The 16,596-nt window shown below is 66.1% G+C and carries 19 protein-coding genes; 7 read left to right on the top strand and 12 right to left on the bottom strand.

Annotated features, from left to right (window positions below):
* Positions 1 to 25: 25 nt before the first annotated feature.
* A complete protein-coding gene (locus KAJ83_RS02995) occupies positions 26 to 826 on the bottom strand; it encodes a potassium channel family protein (protein ID WP_210680519.1) in 801 nt (266 codons plus the stop codon).
* 115 nt (positions 827 to 941) lie between these two features.
* Between KAJ83_RS02995 and KAJ83_RS03000 the strand changes: the two genes are divergently transcribed.
* The 4 genes from KAJ83_RS03000 to KAJ83_RS03015 all read left to right on the top strand — a co-directional run bounded on the left by KAJ83_RS03000 (position 942) and on the right by KAJ83_RS03015 (position 3,074).
* Positions 942 to 1,613: an SDR family NAD(P)-dependent oxidoreductase gene (locus KAJ83_RS03000; protein WP_210680520.1), complete on the top strand. Its 672-nt coding sequence runs from the start codon at positions 942 to 944 to the stop codon at positions 1,611 to 1,613.
* Between the two features lie 93 nt (positions 1,614 to 1,706).
* Entirely contained in the window at positions 1,707 to 1,946 is a 240-nt protein-coding gene (locus KAJ83_RS03005) for an Lrp/AsnC ligand binding domain-containing protein (RefSeq protein WP_210680521.1), read from the top strand.
* 50 nt (positions 1,947 to 1,996) lie between these two features.
* A complete protein-coding gene (locus KAJ83_RS03010; protein WP_210680522.1) occupies positions 1,997 to 2,548 on the top strand; it encodes a protein phosphatase CheZ in 552 nt (183 codons plus the stop codon).
* A 61-nt stretch (positions 2,549 to 2,609) separates the two neighbouring features.
* Positions 2,610 to 3,074, top strand: coding sequence for a YbaN family protein (locus KAJ83_RS03015; protein WP_210680523.1), 465 nt, complete (start codon positions 2,610 to 2,612; stop codon positions 3,072 to 3,074).
* On the opposite strand, the gene KAJ83_RS03020 is transcribed toward KAJ83_RS03015, so the two are convergent.
* The 11 genes from KAJ83_RS03020 to KAJ83_RS03070 all read right to left on the bottom strand — a co-directional run bounded on the left by KAJ83_RS03020 (position 3,030) and on the right by KAJ83_RS03070 (position 13,470).
* Complete coding sequence (locus KAJ83_RS03020) at positions 3,030 to 4,583, bottom strand: 3-hydroxyacyl-CoA dehydrogenase (RefSeq protein WP_210680524.1); 1,554 nt, start codon at positions 4,581 to 4,583, stop codon at positions 3,030 to 3,032. The two genes, KAJ83_RS03015 and KAJ83_RS03020, sit on opposite strands and share 45 nt — an antisense overlap.
* A gap of 87 nt (positions 4,584 to 4,670) precedes the next feature.
* On the bottom strand, positions 4,671 to 5,831 hold the full coding sequence (locus KAJ83_RS03025) for a CaiB/BaiF CoA transferase family protein (RefSeq protein ID WP_210680525.1): 1,161 nt from the start codon (positions 5,829 to 5,831) through the stop codon (positions 4,671 to 4,673).
* A gap of 49 nt (positions 5,832 to 5,880) precedes the next feature.
* Positions 5,881 to 7,791: a gamma-glutamyltransferase gene (gene ggt / locus KAJ83_RS03030; RefSeq protein ID WP_210680526.1), complete on the bottom strand. Its 1,911-nt coding sequence runs from the start codon at positions 7,789 to 7,791 to the stop codon at positions 5,881 to 5,883.
* A gap of 79 nt (positions 7,792 to 7,870) precedes the next feature.
* Positions 7,871 to 8,131, bottom strand: coding sequence for a hypothetical protein (locus tag KAJ83_RS03035; RefSeq protein WP_210680527.1), 261 nt, complete (start codon positions 8,129 to 8,131; stop codon positions 7,871 to 7,873).
* Between the two features lie 140 nt (positions 8,132 to 8,271).
* Positions 8,272 to 8,940, bottom strand: a complete 669-nt coding sequence (locus tag KAJ83_RS03040; protein WP_246484164.1) for an HD family hydrolase — start codon at positions 8,938 to 8,940, stop codon at positions 8,272 to 8,274.
* A 44-nt stretch (positions 8,941 to 8,984) separates the two neighbouring features.
* On the bottom strand, positions 8,985 to 9,761 hold the full coding sequence (gene otnI / locus KAJ83_RS03045; RefSeq protein ID WP_210680528.1) for a 2-oxo-tetronate isomerase: 777 nt from the start codon (positions 9,759 to 9,761) through the stop codon (positions 8,985 to 8,987).
* Positions 9,762 to 9,788: 27 nt separating this feature from the next.
* Positions 9,789 to 10,616 (bottom strand): sulfite exporter TauE/SafE family protein, encoded by an 828-nt coding sequence (locus KAJ83_RS03050; protein ID WP_343221925.1) that lies wholly within the window; start codon positions 10,614 to 10,616, stop codon positions 9,789 to 9,791.
* Positions 10,616 to 11,479, bottom strand: coding sequence for a C40 family peptidase (locus KAJ83_RS03055; RefSeq protein WP_210680529.1), 864 nt, complete (start codon positions 11,477 to 11,479; stop codon positions 10,616 to 10,618). Before KAJ83_RS03055 ends, KAJ83_RS03050 begins: the two co-directional genes overlap by 1 nt.
* Before the next feature lie 133 nt (positions 11,480 to 11,612).
* Positions 11,613 to 12,233 carry a glutathione S-transferase N-terminal domain-containing protein gene (locus KAJ83_RS03060; protein ID WP_210680530.1) on the bottom strand — a complete coding sequence of 207 codons (621 nt, stop codon included), beginning with the start codon at positions 12,231 to 12,233 and terminating at the stop codon, positions 11,613 to 11,615.
* 75 nt (positions 12,234 to 12,308) lie between these two features.
* On the bottom strand, positions 12,309 to 12,482 hold the full coding sequence (locus KAJ83_RS03065) for a PLDc N-terminal domain-containing protein (protein WP_210680531.1): 174 nt from the start codon (positions 12,480 to 12,482) through the stop codon (positions 12,309 to 12,311).
* A 94-nt stretch (positions 12,483 to 12,576) separates the two neighbouring features.
* Positions 12,577 to 13,470: a rhomboid family intramembrane serine protease gene (locus KAJ83_RS03070; protein ID WP_210680532.1), complete on the bottom strand. Its 894-nt coding sequence runs from the start codon at positions 13,468 to 13,470 to the stop codon at positions 12,577 to 12,579.
* Between the two features lie 171 nt (positions 13,471 to 13,641).
* On the opposite strand from KAJ83_RS03070, the gene KAJ83_RS03075 reads away from it, so the two are divergent.
* Genes KAJ83_RS03075 through KAJ83_RS03085 form a run of 3 tightly spaced genes read left to right on the top strand, consistent with a single transcriptional unit; the run spans position 13,642 to position 16,522 of the window.
* Complete coding sequence (locus KAJ83_RS03075) at positions 13,642 to 14,259, top strand: hypothetical protein (RefSeq protein WP_210680533.1); 618 nt, start codon at positions 13,642 to 13,644, stop codon at positions 14,257 to 14,259.
* Positions 14,252 to 14,965 carry a peptidoglycan-binding domain-containing protein gene (locus KAJ83_RS03080; RefSeq protein WP_210680534.1) on the top strand — a complete coding sequence of 238 codons (714 nt, stop codon included), beginning with the start codon at positions 14,252 to 14,254 and terminating at the stop codon, positions 14,963 to 14,965. The genes KAJ83_RS03075 and KAJ83_RS03080 overlap by 8 nt, the downstream gene beginning before the upstream one ends.
* A 6-nt stretch (positions 14,966 to 14,971) precedes the next feature.
* The gene (locus KAJ83_RS03085) at positions 14,972 to 16,522 is read left to right on the top strand and encodes a ComEC/Rec2 family competence protein (protein WP_210680535.1); all 1,551 of its coding nucleotides are present in this window, start codon (positions 14,972 to 14,974) and stop codon (positions 16,520 to 16,522) included.
* Positions 16,523 to 16,596: the final 74 nt, after the last annotated feature.

Raw genomic sequence — 16,596 nt, forward strand, 5'->3', positions numbered from 1 at the left:
GGTCGTGGCGAACCGAAGGCGGCGCTCAGGACTCCCCCTCCGTCTCGATCTTCAGGGTGCGGCCGCAATGCTTGCAATGCACGGCATCCGGCTCGTGCCGGGTCAGGCCGCAATCGGGGCAGGTATGGCGCACCTTCTCCGGGCGGAAGACGGTCTGAGCCAGGCGCAGGAACAGCGCGACACCCACCACCATGATGACGACCGACAGGATGCGACCCGTCGTCGTATCCAGGACGATATCCCCGAAACCCGTCGTGGTCAGTGTCGCGACGGTGAAATAGAGCGCGTCGACATAGCTGGCGATCTGCGGGTTGTCGCCGAATTGCAGCACATAGACGAGCGCCGTGGTCACGAAGATGAAGACGGCGAGATTGACCGCGCTGACGATCACGTCCTCGTGCCGGCGGAAGACCGGCGCCTCCCGCCGAAGATCGCGCAGCACGTGATAGGAATGCAGCAGCCGGAGCGAACGCAGGACCCGGAGGAATGCCAGACTTTCCGACAAGAATGGCGCCGCCAGAAGCGAGACGATCACCAACAGGTCGGCCAGCGTATAGATCTGGCGCAACATCCGCGTCTTGCTCGGCGCGATCCACAGCCGCGCCAGGAAATCCGCCAGGATCACGGACCCGATCACGAAATCAGCAAGATAGATCGCCGGCGTCGCGTCAAGCGGCGCGGTGACGATGAAGAAGACGATGGTGAAGATATCGAAGACGATCAGCCCATAGCGGAACATCGCCGCCCGGCGGCTGCGTCCGTTGTAGAGGCGCGTGACCGCCGTCCTCAATCGCGTTTCTTCCTGGGCCATGCTGGAGCCAAGCATGGCGTCTCTCCGACCGCGAGACAATGGGGCGCGAACCAGGCAGGGCTAGGCTGGACGCACGCGGATTCCGCCATAGTTCTTCCGGCGCACCACGACATGACGATGGGAACCGGCGATGAATGCAAGGAACGCGATCGTCTTCGGCGCGAGCGGCGGCATCGGCGCGGCCCTGGCCGACGCCTTGGCGGAGACGCACCGGGTCCACCGGCTATCGCGCCGGGGAAGCCCGCCGCTCGACCTGACGGACGAGGAAAGCATCGCGGCCACCGCGACGGCGGCGCCGGAAGCAACGCTGATGATCGATTGCACCGGTTTCCTGCACGATGCGCGCTTCGAGCCGGAGAAGAGTTGGCGGCACCTCTCCGCCGATCACATGGCGCATGCCTTCGCGGTCAACGCGACGGGACCGGCCCTGCTGATGAAGCATTTCCTGCCAAAGCTTCCGCGCGAGGAGCCGGCGGTCTTCGCCACGCTGTCCGCCAAGGTCGGGTCGATCGGCGACAATGGATTCGGTGGCTGGTACAGCTATCGCGCCTCCAAGGCCGCGCTCAACCAGATCGTAAAGACGGCGTCGATCGAACTCGCGCGGAAATGGACGCGGGCGGCCTTGGTCGCGATTCATCCCGGCACGGTCGACACCGGGCTTTCCGCGCCCTTCGCGAAACGGGGACTCGACGTGCGCCCCCCGTCGGAGGCGGCGCGAGACATCCTCGCGGTGCTGGACGGCCTCGACCATCGGGCGAACGGCCGGTTCCTCGATTACAAAGGCCGGCAGCTTCCTTGGTAGCTCAGTCCAAAGCGCCCCTTGGTCGCGGCTTGCCCTGACCCGCCCGGCTGTCGCAAAGTGGGGGAACCATGATGTTGGGGAGCTTTCGCGACCATGCAGACGATCTTCATTCAGGTGAAATGCGAACTCGGCCGGGCCTATGAGGTCGCGGACGCCGCGATCCAGGAGGTCGAGCAGGTATCGGAGGTTCATTCGACATCGGGTCACTACGACCTGATGATGAAATGCTATCTCGACGAGGAGGAGGATATCGGCCATTTCGTGACCGAGCACATCCAGACCCTGGCCGGGATCAAGGACACCTTCACCATTATCGCCTTCAAGGCCTTCTGAGCGGCCCGGCCATCGCCCGCGTCGCAACCGCGAAAGGGTAGCCCGCCCCCATGCCGACCCCCGCCCTATCCGACGATCAATTGAAGGCCGAGGTCGTCAGCCTCGTCCAGTATATCCGGCGGTTCCGCGAGGAAATCGCCCAGATGGTCTCCCGCGACGGGGATCGCACCCGGTTTCAATCCATGTCGGAGCAGTTGGACGAAATCCTGGAGGCGACCGAGGGCGCGACGCATTCGATCCTGGAGCGGATGGAGAATGTCGATTCGCTGGTCGACGATCTGCGCGGCGAGGCCGATCCCGCGAAGCGCGGCGCGCTCTGCGACAAGGTGCAGGAGGAAACGACACAGGCGATCGAGGCCTGCACCTTCCAGGACATCACCGGTCAGCGCGTGACCAAGATCGTGCGATCGATGAAATTCGTCGAGGAACGCGTCAACGCGATGGTCTCGCTCTGGGGCATCGACGCGATCGACGAAATGGCCGAACGCTACGGCCACCAGGAAGAGGCCGAACGGGATGCCGACGAGAAGCTGCTGAATGGCCCGGCCCTGAAATCGGAGGCCTCTATCTCCCAGGACGAGATCGACAAGCTTTTTGACTGAGCCGCGACGGTGGGGAGTCACGATTAACGGTTTTTTCGCACTTCCAGCCTAACACTTAGGCATGAGAACCGATCGCTGTCCGAACGACCTGCCTCAAGACGCCGCGCCGAAAGCGCTGTGCCGGCCGATGCGCCTGATGCTTCAGGCATTCGGTGGCTGTTGCTTGGCGATCGGCATCGCGGGCGTCGTTCTACCGGGCCTGCCGGGCACGGTCTTCCTGCTGCTGGCGCTCTGGGCCTTCTCGAAATCCAGCGCGCGGCTCCATCTCTGGCTTTTCAATCATCCGCGCTTCGGCGCGCCGTTGCGCGCGTGGCACGCGCACCGGGCCATCCCCCGCGCGGCGAAATGCATGGCGCTTGGCATGATGACGGCGAGTTTCGCCGCCTTGTGCTTGATCGGCGGCGGTCTCACCCCGGCGGCCGCGATCGCCGGGGCGTCGATGGCGGCCGTCGGGACCTGGATCGCGACACGGCCGGAAGGCTCACCCCTCCCCGTCGTCGCCCCGGAAGCTCAGATCGGCCGGTAGCCGGCGCCAGAGCGCGCAGGCGCGATACCGCTCCTCCCGATAGACGTCGGTCAGATTGTCGAGAATCTCCAAAACCCGAGCATGTCCCAGCCGATCGGCCCATTCCAGCGGCCCGATCGGATAATTCACCCCCTTCATCATGGCGGTGTCGATCCCGTCCGGATCGGCGACACCCTTGTGGAGCGCATCCGCGGCCTCGTTCATCAGCATCGCGACCGTTCGGGTGACGATCAGCCCCGGGATATCCTCGACGGGAGAAACCGCGAACCCCGCCTTCTGGAAGAGCGCGGCGACGGCGGCGAAATCCTCCGCCGGCACATGGCTGGACCGGCTGAGGGCGACACGCGGCCCCTCGCCCTTTCCGTTCCCCGCCCAATCAAGTGCCAAATCGAACAGGATCGCCGCCTTGCCCTCGATCGTCGCGACCGATTCGGCATGGTTGCCATCGCTGGGACACAGGATCACGGGGCCGAAATCCAGCATGGGGAAGAGGCATTCGTCCTCCTGCGCCTCGATCGTCAGCCCGGCCCCCGCCAAGCGTTCGAGGAGCGGCGCCCACGGCCCCGGATCGCCCAGCAGGATCGCGGCTTCCGGCGGATCGATCTCGGCGGTCTCGGCTTCCCGCGGGGCGGGTTCCTCCGCGCCCTCGCCGTAGTCGTACCAACCCTGACCGCTCTTCCGGCCCAACAGGCCGCCATCCGCCATTTCCTTCTGCAACACGGACGGACGATAGCGCGGATCGTTGTTGAAGGCCTCGAACACCGCCTTGGAGACCGCGTAATTAACGTCGTTCCCGATCAGATCCATCAACTGGAACGGCCCCATGCGGAATCCGCCGCCGTCCCGCATGCAGGCATCGACGGTCGCCGGGTCGGCGCCACCTTCCTCGACCACCCGCAAGGCCTCGCCATAGAAGGGGCGAGCCACGCGGTTGACGATGAAGCCGGGCGTGCTGGTCGCGTGCACCGGGCTCTTGCCCCAGGCGGCGGCGGTATCGAAGACAATGTCCGCCACCGCCGGGTCGGTGGCGAGGCCGGAGACGACCTCGACCAACGGCAACAGCGGGGCCGGATTGAAGAAATGCATGCCGACGACCCGCTCCGGCCGCGTCAGCCCGCCCGCGATCGCGGTGATGGAGAGGGAGGAGGTATTGGTCGCCAGGATGACCTCGGCGCCGCAGATTCCTTCCAGCTTGCCCAGCAATTCCTGCTTCACGTCCAGGCGCTCCACCACCGCCTCGACGACGAGGGCGGCGGGTGCCAAATCCTTCAGCGCATCGGCCGGCGTCACGCGGGCGAGCACCGCGTCGGCCTCCGCGCGTTCGATCCGGCCCTTCTCCACCAGCCGGGCGAAGACCTTCTCCAGCGCGTCCTTCGCCTTCTTCGCCTGCCCATCGGCGGCATCGAACAGCAGCACCGGATGCCCCGCCTGGGCCGCGACCTGCGCGATCCCCTGGCCCATAGCCCCGGCCCCGACAACGGCCACGACCCGATCCTTCGAAAGCGCCATCGCGGCGGCCCTCCTTTTCCCGATCAATCCCGAAACTGGCGGAGGGATAGCGGCTCCCACCCGACGGGGAAAGCCCCCGCCGTCCCATCAGTCATTGGCCGCGGGCGGCAGCAGGTCGGCATTCGCCTCGCCAAGACGGGGATAAGCCCGGCGTTCGGGCGGGCGCCGGAACGACGGATCGATCGGAACCGGCAGGGCGGGCATCTCCGCATCACCGTCCGTCACGGACGCAGCGAAAAGACCGCGTGCGATGAAATGCGGATGATGGCGCGCGTCCGCGACGCTTCGCACCACCGTGACGCATGCGTCGCGGCCCTCGAATCGCCTCTCCCACTCGGCCGCGTCCGTTTCGGCGATGATCCGCGCGACCGCCGCCGCCGTTGCCTCGGGATCGCGGGAATCGTCGCGCAACTCCTCCGGCAGGGCGATCGTCTCGCAAAAGATATCCCAAAACCGCTGTTCCAGCGGCGCGACGGCAAGAAGCCGGTCGTCCGCCGTGCGATAGACGCGGTAACGGGGCGACCCGCCGGCCAATAACCCGCCGCCGGGCGCGGGGGCCCGGCCGGTCACCTGCTCCGCCGCCTGGGCCCACCATTGCCAAGTCATGACGCCGTCGGCCATGGCGATGTCGAGGTGCCGCCCCCGGCCGGTACGCTCCGCCTCCCGCAAGGCCAGCAGGATATTGATCACCGCCGGCAAGGCGCCGCCACCGATATCCGCGATCAGACCGGGCGGCGGTACCGGCACGCCATCGGCGCGCGCGCCAAGGTCCAGCAACCCCGTCTCCGCGATATAATTGAGGTCGTGGCCCGCGCGATCGGCCATAGGCCCGCTCTGCCCCCATCCGGTCACGCTGCAATAGACGAGCGCCGGATTGACGGCCGCCACGCGGTCGTAATCCAGCCCCAGTCGCGCCATGGCACCGGGCCGGAACTGCTCGACCAGCACCTGCGCACCCTCGATCAAGGGCATCAACCGCGCGCGGTCCATCGGGTCCTTCAGGTCCAGCGTGACCGACCGCTTGCCCCGGTTCATCAGGGCGAAGGCGCCGGTATCCCCGCCCCCGCCCCATCTCGGCGGGGGATAGACGCGTAACTCATCCCCCTGACCCGGACGCTCGACCTTGATGACCTCGGCCCCGGCCTCCGCCAGCAGGAGGGTCGCCATCGGCCCCGGCAGCAGGGTCGTGAAATCGAGTACCCTTATGCCGGAAAGCGGCTGACGGGCGGCGTCGGCACCCTCCGTCATCAAGCCCCTCCTCTCCCCTCGCGCCCAAATGGGCGCGGGCCGTTGCACGCTATTCGACGGGTGGCACGAAATCCGGAACGACCCGGTCGAAACCGGCATAGAGACCCGGCTCCAACTGCGGCCCGCCGACCGCGCGCCCCTCACGCCGGGGATCGGCACCGCCGGTCAGTTCGCCCGCGATCATCTCCACGCCGTGCAAGCCGCTCGTCATCGCCTCGACCTCCACCTCATAGCCCTGGGCGCGCAGGACCCCGGCCAGATCCGCGACGGCGCTGTCCGCCTCCAGTTCGAGGGGGCCGTTGCGGTTGAGGAAATGCGGAACCTCGATCGCCTCCTGCACGTTCAATTCCCAGTCGAGCACGCCGACGATCGTCTTCGCCGTATAGCCGATGATCCGGCTACCGCCGGGCGACCCGATGGCGAGGCGAGGACGGCCGTGCGGCGCGAGGACGATGGTCGGGCTCATCGAACTGCGCGGACGCTTACCGGGTTGCATCCGGTTGGGATGCGGCCCGCCGTCCGGCGCGCTCGTGGAAGGCCAGGCGAAATCCGTCAATTGGTTGTTCAGAAGAAAACCCTTCACCCAGACGCCGCTACCGAAGGCGAATTCGACCGAACTGGTCATCACCGCGACATTGCCCTCGGCATCGACCATGGAAAGATGGGTGGTCGAGGGCGGTTCCTCCGCCGCGTCCTCCGCCGGGGGCGGCCCACCCGGCGCGCCCGGCGGAAATCCGAAGGGCGCCTTGCCCTTGACCGCGTCGGTGAAGTCCATCGCACCCGCCCGCGTCGCCAGATAGTTCCGGTCGAGCATGCCCGCCACCGGCACGTCCACGAAGTCCGTGTCACCGATATAGCGGTCGCGATCGGCATGGGCGAAGCGCATCGCCTCCGCGAAACGCTGGATCGACTGCGGATGCGTCGGCGGGAACAGCCCGATCCGCGATTGTTCCAACAGCCCCAGGATCTGAAGCGTGGCCAGCCCGCCGGAGGATGGCGGCGGCATGCCGCAAACCGTGAAAATGCGATAGGGCGCGCACAGATTGTCCCGCCGCTTCGCCTGATAAGTCCGCATGTCTTCCAGGCTCAACACGCCGGGATTGGCCGGCGCGTCGCGAACCGCCGTCACGATGGCCTCCGCGATCGGACCGTCATAGAAGGCATCGACCCCGTCGCGCTGAATCGTGCGCAGCGTTTCCGCGAAGGCCGGATTCCTCAGCATATGCCCTACCGGCCAAGGCATGCCGTCGTCGCTATAGAAGAACCGGGCGGCGGCCGGCATCTCGCCCAGATGCTCGACCCGTTCAAGCAACCCATGCAGGCGGGGGGAGATCGGGAAGCCCTTCTCCGCCAGTAGCGCGGCCGGCTCCAGCAAACCGGCGAAGGATCGCGCGCCATGCGCGTCGTGCGCCATCTCCAGCATGCGCAGCAGCCCCGGCACGCCGACGGAACGACCGCCCTTCAGGGCCTCGAAATAGCCCTTCTCGCTCCCGTCCGACTTGACGAAAAGAGTGCCGTCGGCGGCCATCGGCGCGGTCTCGCGGCCGTCATAGGTATAGAGCCGCTTTTCCCCCGCATCCCAATAAAGCAGGAAGGCCCCGCCGCCGATACCGGAGGATTGCGGCTCAACCAGGTTGAGAACCATCTGGGCGGCGATCATCGCATCGATCGCATTGCCGCCTTCCGATAGAATGCGCGCGCCCGTCTGGGCGGCGGCGGGATGGGCGGCCACGCTCATGAAATCGCGGGAGAAGCTGGGCGGCGGCGGCCCCTCGCCATCGACCCGCATCTCGGCGACCGCGGGCTCCGGCGCGGGTTTCCGCAAATCCGCCGGATCGCTCGTAAACCCGGTGAAGAGCGCCGCCAACAACCAGCCGCCCAGCACCGTTCCACCGCCGATCAAGGCGGCACCGATGGCGGCGACCAGCACCGTCCTCGGGGTCCATTTCGGCTCTGGCATGGCGGACACTAACCCTTGGAACGAACGACGGAACGACCCGGGCGCGATGGCGGTCAGGGGTGATGAACGCGACGGGGCGTCACCCCAACTCTACGGCGGCGCGACCGGCAGGCGTCAACTTGCACACCAACCAGTCCGGCTTCAATGGATTGTTGAACCAGGGCTCCGCCCACCCATGGTCGATGCAACTCATCACCGTGCGTTCGCTGATGCGTTGACCATGGGCATCGAACAGCGGCAATTTCCCCCCCGGCTGATCCATGCCCCGGCGGAGATAGGCGAGCTGGGCCTTGCTGGGCCGCGCCGCCACGCCGCACTCATTTTTCGCGCCGACCGCCATCCCGGATGGCCCCGTCCCCTCATTGATCCCCTCGCTGATCCGGCGACGCGCCGTACCCGACGCCGCAGCCGTTCAGCAATGGTATGCCATCATGCCCCAGTTGCAAGCCATGTGACCGCCCGAGCCCTCCGCTAATGCCCCTACATCGCGGCCGTCAGGGCGCGGAACCGCTTGAGGAAGGCGGCTTTCGCCGCCTCGGGCGGCATCGGGGTGGCGTCGAAAGGGCCGGCGACACGCACCTTCGGCGGCGCGCCCCAGAGCTTGCGTGCCTCGACGGCGGAGAAACCCGCGATCTGCGTCGCCTCCAGATAGGCGCCTTGCAGGTCCGCCTGCTTGATCTTGCGCCGGATCGCCTCCGGCACCTCCGCCGGGAGGCCGAAGCGCAGATGGATCGCGGCCTGCAACCGGCCCTCCAGCGCTTTGTAATCGTAGCCGATCGCGGTCTTGAAGGGCGAAATCATGTCGCCCACCACATATTCGCTGGCATCATGCAGCAACGCGGCCAGCCGCCAGGAAACGGAAAGGCCCGGCGTCGTTTCCACGACCAGGGCCTCCACCATCACCGAATGCTGCGCGACGGAGAACGCCCAATCCCCTTCCGTCTGGCCGTTCCAGCGCGCCACCCGGGCAAGCCCATGGGCGATATCCTCGATCTCGATATCCATCGGGGTGGGGTTCAACAGGTCGAGCCGCCGGCCGGACAACATGCGCTGCCAGGCGCGCGGCGGCTTGGCGGCGGGCTTCGACGTTTTCCCGGCCTTCGTCTTCGCTATCGCCTGTCCGGCCGCGCGATCCTCCGGCCCCGCCATCAGCGCCTCCCGCGCGGACTAGAGCATGCAGATACCATCATGCTCTAGCGGTAGGCATCGAGCCAGCCGAGCCCATCCTCGGTCCGGCCGGTGGGGTGATATTCGCAGCCGATCCATCCCTCATAGCCGATGCGGTCCAACGCGTCGAAGATCGCCCCATAAGCGATTTCCCCCCGGTCCGGTTCCGTGCGGTCGGGCGCGCCCGCGATCTGGACATGCCCCAGGACGGGCGCCGCCCGTTCGATGGCATGGATCAGATTCCCCTGCATCACCTGGCGGTGATATATGTCGAGCTGTAAACGCACGGCCGGATGATCAATCGCCTCGATCAGGCGGATCGCCTCCTCCGTCCGGCTGATGACATAGCCGGGATTGTCGTGGGTGTTGAGCGGCTCCAACATCAGGGTAACCCCCTCGCCCGCGGCCTTCGGCCCCAAACGGCGCAGATTGGCGCCGAAGGAGGCGAGATAGGGTGCGTTGTCCAGATTCATCGGCGCGATGCCGGCCATGACATGCAGCATCGGCGTGCCCAGCACCCTGGCATAGGAGAGCGCACGGTCGAAGGCATGTTCCAGTTCCTTCTCCCGGCCGGGCAACGCGCCCAACCCCCGGTCCCCCCGCCCCCAATCGCCCGGCGGAAGGTTGAAGAGCACGAGCTTCAGGCCGGTCGCGTCCAGCTTTTCCCGGATACCCTCCACCGGAAGGTCATAGGGGAACTGCATTTCCACCGCCTTGAAACCCGCCGCCGCGGCCGCCTCGAAACGGTCGATCGGCGGGTGCTCGGTGAAGAGCGTCGAGAGATTGGCGGCGAAACGTGGCATGACGAAATCCTATCTTTTCCCCTCACCTCAACTGAACACTTCGTAGAACATGCGGATCGCGGTGACGAAAAGGAAGAGGGCAAAGGCTTTTCGCAACAGTCCGGTCGGAATCGCATGGGCGATACGCGCGCCGAGCGGCGCCGCCAGGACCGAAACCGGTACGATCAGGGCGAAACCAATCAGCGAGACGAAGCCAAACGAGAAGGGCGGCAGGTTCGCCGCGTCCAACCCGTTCCAGATGAAGCCCGCCGTCCCCGGAATCGCGATGATCAAACCAATCGCCGACGCCGTGCCCACCGCCCGGCGGATCGGATAGTTGCAGGCGGTCAGGATCGGCACCGTCAGGGTCCCGCCGCCGATCCCCATCATGGTGGAGAAGGTTCCGATGCCCGCGCCGATCACATGCCGCACGAACCCCGTCGGCAAGCTGTCGCGCACCGTCCAGCCGTCGGGACGGAAGGTCATGTTGGCGGAGACGATCAGCGCGATCACCGCGAAAACGATGGTCAACACCTGTCCCTCGACAAAGAGCGAGATCGTGCTGCCGATCACGACGCCGATGAAAATCGGCACGCCCCAGCTTTTCAGCAAGGCGGTATCCACGCTGCCGCGCTTGAAATGGGAGCGCGCGGAACTGGCCGAGGTCAGGATGATCGTCGCCAGCGACGTGCCGACCGCGATATGCATGCGGATATCCTCGTCGATTCCCATGCCGGTCAGAATATGGAAAAGGACCGGCACGATGACGATCCCGCCGCCGACACCGAGAAGCCCCGCCATGATCCCGCCGATCAAACCCGTGCCCAGCATCGCCACCGCGATCGGCAACAGCTCGGTCCAGGATCCCTCCATCATCAAAACACCTCCCTCACCCTCTTGATATGCGTCAAGCGGCTGCCCTCCTGACGCTCGATATGCGTGTCCAGCACGCTCAAATCCCATATGCGGGTCGCCATGTCGGTCGCATTGGCGTGTAAAATCCGCGTCGCGTCGAGCATGATCCCCACATGCCCCGGCCAGAATACCAGATCGCCGCGCCGCGCCGCGTCGACGCCCCCCGCGAGCGCATGGCCCAGCGCCAACTCCTGCATGTCCGTATCGCGCGGGCAATCGATCCCGCAGCAATGCAGCGCGAGTTGGACGAGACCCGAGCAATCGAGACCCACGCTGGTCTTTCCCCCCCAGAGATAAGGCGTTTCCAGGAAAAGTTCCGCGACCGCGGCCGGATCGGCCGCGTTCTCCCCCACCGCCCGCAAATGATCCGCATGAACGAACCCGGCAGCGCCGTCGAGCCGTGCCCAACGGCCTTCGATCGAGGAAACCGCGACCGCCGCCTCCACGCTCAACAGGTCCAGGGGCGGAACCTTCAAGCTTGCATCGGGATAGAGATAGGTGCGCAAGGCCGCGACACGATGCGTCACCGGCGCCCCGACCGGGCCCAGCCGATCCACCCGGCAATAGCCGACATAGCCGTCCCGGTCGTTCTGGACCCAGGCCCAGTCGCCCGCGACCTCGAAAACCCGAACCCGCTCTCCGAACAGCAGTTGAGTGTCCTGCGGCGCGCCGTCGTCCGGCTTCCGGCGCAAGGCCGCGGCGCCGGCCGTCACCTGTCGGTCCTCGCCCACCACGAAACATGACGCCGACACCCGGTCGCGCAGCCGGGCGTCGGCGAGATCGTCACGATAGGCGTTAAGCCGCGAATCGAGCGCTGACGCCATGAACCGGCGGTGCCTTTCCTGCTATCCGTGCATGAGCGCGGGCGGGCCCGATGCGGCCCGCGGGGACCCCATGCTTACGAGAGCAGCGCTGTATTGGCAACGCCGGCGCCCGGCGACCGGGCGCGGCCAAGCGTCACGGAACGGCCATGCCCTTGGAGACCGCCTCGCGGGCGCCCAGTTCATCGTACCAGCGCTTGGCATTGGGATAGTCGGACCAGTCGATGCCCTGCCACTCCCAGCGCGCGGCCCAGGGATATGTCGCGATATCGGCGATACTGTACGCCTCCCCCGCGAGATAGGGCGCCTCGCCGAGGCGCTTGTCCAGCACGCCATAGAGCCGCTTCGCCTCGTTCGTGTACCGATTGACGGCGTAGTCGATCTTCTCCGGCGCGAAGCGGCGGAAATGATGGGCCTGCCCCAACATCGGACCGAAGCCGCCCATCTGCCACATCAGCCATTGCAGACAGAGATAGCGCGAGGCCGCATCCTCCGGAATCAAGCGTCCCGTCTTCTCCGCCAGATAGATCAGGATCGCGCCGGTTTCGAAGACCGAGATCGGCTTCCCCCCCGGCCCATCGGAATCGACGATGGCGGGGATCTTGTTATTGGGGCTGATCTTCAGGAAAGACGGCTCGAACTGCTCGTCCTTGGTGATATCGACGCTGTGCACGCTATAGGGAAGCCCGACTTCCTCCAGCATGATGGAAACCTTGCGGCCGTTGGGCGTGCCCCAGCTATAGAGATCGATCGACATGCGCTTCCCCTCTCTAACGCTCCAAATGTCGGCGGCGCGCCCTGCCCGCGCGCCGCCATAAGCATGGATTACCCCTTACCGGGGACCAAAGAACAGCCAGGCGATGAAGCCGATGATCGGAAAGACGAGCAGCACGAGAATCCAGATCACCTTCACGCCGGTGCTGGCGGGGCTGCCGAGCGTCTTGACGATGGCATAGATGATGAGAACGAGGCCGATAAGCCCCAGGATGCCATATTCGAGACCCATTGTTTTTTCATCCTTGTCGTCGTTGCGTCGCAAATACCCCTTCCCGGATAGCAGACATTGGGCGGCCGGGCCGACGCTTCAACCCACCGTGCCGTCAACCGTCGCGCCGACGCCCCCATGGGCCGGGGTCGTCATTTCCCGTGCCATCTCTTCGCGGCGCGGTGGAGGGCACGCTGCCACGGCCCGCCCGCGCGCCGGACTTCGCGGACGCTTGGCGCGTAGCATCGTCCTTGCCCGATGGCGCGCCGTTGGTGGAGGAGGCGGGCGCGGGCGTACCGGGAGTCAGGGTCGCGGCCACCGCCTCGCGCTGGAAAAGGGGAACGTCCTTCCCCTTCATCAAGGGCAGTAGCGCCGCCCCCGCCACCAATCCCCCGATATGGGCGAGCCACGCCACGCCACCGCCATCGCTGCCCGAACCCGCGAAGCTCCACACCTGCAACGCGATCCAAAAGCCGAGCACGAGCCAAACCGGCAGGCGGATCGGAAACCAGTTGAAGGCCAGGATCAGCACCTTGCCGCGTGGATAGAGCATCAGATAGGCCGCGATCACGCCGGAGACGGCCCCCGACGCACCGATCAGGGGCTGAGACGTCGCGCCGACACCGACCATGTGCGCGCCCGCGGCCAACACCCCGCACAGAATGTAGAAGGCGAGGAAACGCAGATGTCCCATCGCGTCCTCGACATTATCGCCGAAGACCCAAAGGAACAGCATGTTGCCGACCAGATGCAGAAAGCCCCCATGCAGGAACTGGTAGGTGACGAGCGTGGCCAGCGTCGGTGCCGCGTCGAAGCGCGCGGGCAGGCTCTCATCGCCGATCACGAGACTGGGGATAATGCCGTATCCGAGGACGAATTGAACATCGAGCGGATAAGGCAGGCTGAGTTGATAGAAATAAACGATGACGCAGGCCGCGACCAACGATGCGGTGACCAGTTGGAACGGAATACGCTTCAGCGGGTTGCCGTCGCCGATCGGGATGAACATACGCGCCTCGTTCTGGCCTGCCCTCCTGATACCAGATAGGCGGCCGCCAGGGCAGGGAAAAGCCGAACGTCGGCACGGTGCCGATTGTCGCGTCGCGCGAATCCCCGTCAAACTAACCGGAAGTGGTGACGGGAATGACGGCATACGCCTTATCAGGGAGTAGCGACCGGCATGATGGTGCGCTTCGACGGCACTCTCCAGGCGCTCGTCCTGTGCGCGAGCCGCGAGACGGCGCGCACGCTCGTGCCGGACGGCGATGGCTGGACGGAACGTTGGTCGCGGCTCGATCGGGAAGGCGCCTACCGCCTGCTCGCCCAGCGGCGCGACCGGGCCGAGACCCTGGCCGAGGCACGGCGCGCCTTGGCGGCGGAGGGGCTGACGGCGGGGCGCGGCGCGCTCGACGACGAGACGGTGCTGACGACGCTCGCCGAGCGGTTGGCGGGCGGCTGGGTGGTCGAGATCGACCGCCGCGCGCCCGTCGGCGGCTGGCATTCGGACGCCCCCGCCCCGCCGGAACCGGTGCCCGATGCCGTCCAACCGGACCCGAAGCCGACCGGCGTGCCGGCCCGGAAGACGCGCGATCACTGGATCACGGTCGAACTGGTGGGCGAGGATGGCGGCCCCGTCCCGAACGAACCGGTGACGGTCACCGACCCCGCCGGGGAGGAGCACGCGGGGGAGACCGACAGCCAGGGGCAATTCACCGTGACCGGCATTCCGGAGGGCGATTGCCAGATCACTTTCCCCGACCTGGATCAGGAGGCCTGGGAGGCCGCGGCCAATGGCTGACGACACGGACCCGGTAACGTCCCACGCCGATATCGTCGCGTCGCCCGAACCCGTCGGCGCGGGCGAATGGACCGTCGCCGCCGGGGATAGCATGGCCTCCATCGCGGACGCGACCGGCCATTTCTGGCAAACCCTGTGGGACGCGCCGGAAAACGAGGCGCTGCGCACCGCGCGGGAGGACCCGGAGACCCTGACGCCGGGCGACAAGGTCCACGTCCCCCCGCCGCGCGCCAAGACGGAGACACGCGCCTGCGATCTGGTACACCGTTTCAAGCGCAAGGGCGTGCCCGTGCGCATCGGCTTCGAGGTACGGCGCCCGGACGAAGGCGCCTTCGCGGACAAACCCTTCACCCTGCGGGTCGGCAAGCGGCGCTATAGCGGGAAAACGGACGCGGACGGCCGGATCGAGGTCTATGTCGCGCCCGCCGCCAAGACCGGCCTGCTGACGGTCGAGATCGACGAGAAAGGCTTTCCCAAAACCATGGAATGGGAAATCGAGGTCGGCCGCATGCCGCCGCTTGAGACGGTGGCCGGGGTCAAGGCGCGCCTCGCCAATCTCGGCTATGACTGCGACCCGACGGCGCCCTCCTTAACGGAGACCGACCGGGATGCCATCCGGCGCTATCAGCAGTCCTGCGGGCTGGAGGCGAGCGGCACGGTCGACCGGGATACGCTCGACGCGCTCGAAAGCGGGTACGGATACTGACCGTCGATGTGCAAGGAGCCCAGCAGCAGTTCCAGCCATCCCACCGCCGCCGCGCGCTCGCGCACGACGCCGGTATCGGTTCCCCTGCCGCCGCCGGAAATCCTGATGATCCATCATCTGGATGTCGGCCAGGGGGAGGCCACGTTGGTTATCTTCATGTGGTACGACGGCGGCTATAAAAAGGATACGGTCCTGATCGACGGGGGGCGGACGACGCGCGGTGGGGGAACGGTCTCGCGCTATCTGAAGGAATTGCAGATCGATTACGTGGATGTCGCGATCTGCACCCACTACGACCAGGATCACATGGAGGGCGTCGCGGCCGTCCTGGGCGATACGGACCTGACGGTCGGCCAAGTCTGTCATCGTGGGGCGCTCGACAGCCATAAGGCCACGCTGCTGCGCAACGCCATCGGCGATATTCCGGCAAGCCGGTTGGAGAAGCACCAGGGCTTCGTCCTGGGCCCCGATACGCTCGACACACGACCCCAGCTTCGATGCGTCCATTCCAGCCCTCACCCGACCGAGGGCGACGACAACCCCTACTGCATCGCCATCGGCGTATCCTATGGCGAGTTTCGCTATTATCTCGGCGGCGATCTGGATTCGCCCAACGAGGATACGGTCGATTGCACCACCACCATTCTGAACGACGCCGATGCGATCGCCGGGATCAAATGCAGCCATCACGGCTCCCGGAAAAGCACCTCCGCGACCTTCCTCGGCACTTTGAAGCCGATGATGGCCGTGATCTCCGCCGGGGCGCACAGTTACTGTCATCCGGACGACGATGTAATCGCGCGCCTGTGCGCGGCCGGGTCGGTCCAAAGGTTCTATCTGACGAATTGCTGCTACAACCGAGCCGGCATCAATCCGATCTATGCGTTGCAGAAATCCATCGAGCAAATCAGCTCCGAGCTTCGATATGTCTCGCTCCGCATCGAAGTGCTGGAAGCGATACGCGACTATAACCGGGCAAAGAGAGCGAACCCGCACGACCCAGCCCTGGCCGGATTGCGCGCGACGGTCATGGAGATCAACAAACGCCGGGGCAAGGCGAAGCGCGCCTTCGACGCGATAAAGGCCCTGCCCGACACCGACACGCGCACCCGCAAAGGCATCGTCGCCGGCTCGCCCGCGCATCTCGGCGGCGTCGTCGTCGAGGTGACGAGCCGCGAGGCCGACAGGGACGATTACACCTTTCGCGTCGGCTGCTATCAAACCGGCAACAGCTTCGCCCCACCCCAACGGCGTGGATGGCGTTGGGATGGGTTCAAGATGGGCACCGGCCGCGTCCCCGTCTCGAATACCCCCGACCTGGGACGGTTCCAACGGATTGGCGACTTGGAAGCGGACGCATCGACCAACTGGCACCAGTTGGTAAGCGAATTGCGCGGAGTGGAGTATTTCTCGCTGCCCACCAAGCCGGCGGGGGCGGAACCCCATGTCGTCGCCCCGCTCAGCGCGGCGGAACGCGCCTATGCGCTGGACGATCCGGTCAGCAGCGACGAATCCGACGGATCGGAATATGTCCCGTCGGGCGACGAGTCCGATTGATGTCGGCGGGGACCGCGGCCGTGCGATCTGTTATTCTTCCGACAAATCCGATCGGCCCGCCCTTCACGTAAAAA

Origin of the sequence: Marivibrio halodurans (assembly GCF_017963645.1) — a bacterium.
Lineage (GTDB): Bacteria > Pseudomonadota > Alphaproteobacteria > UBA8366 > Aestuariispiraceae > Marivibrio > Marivibrio halodurans.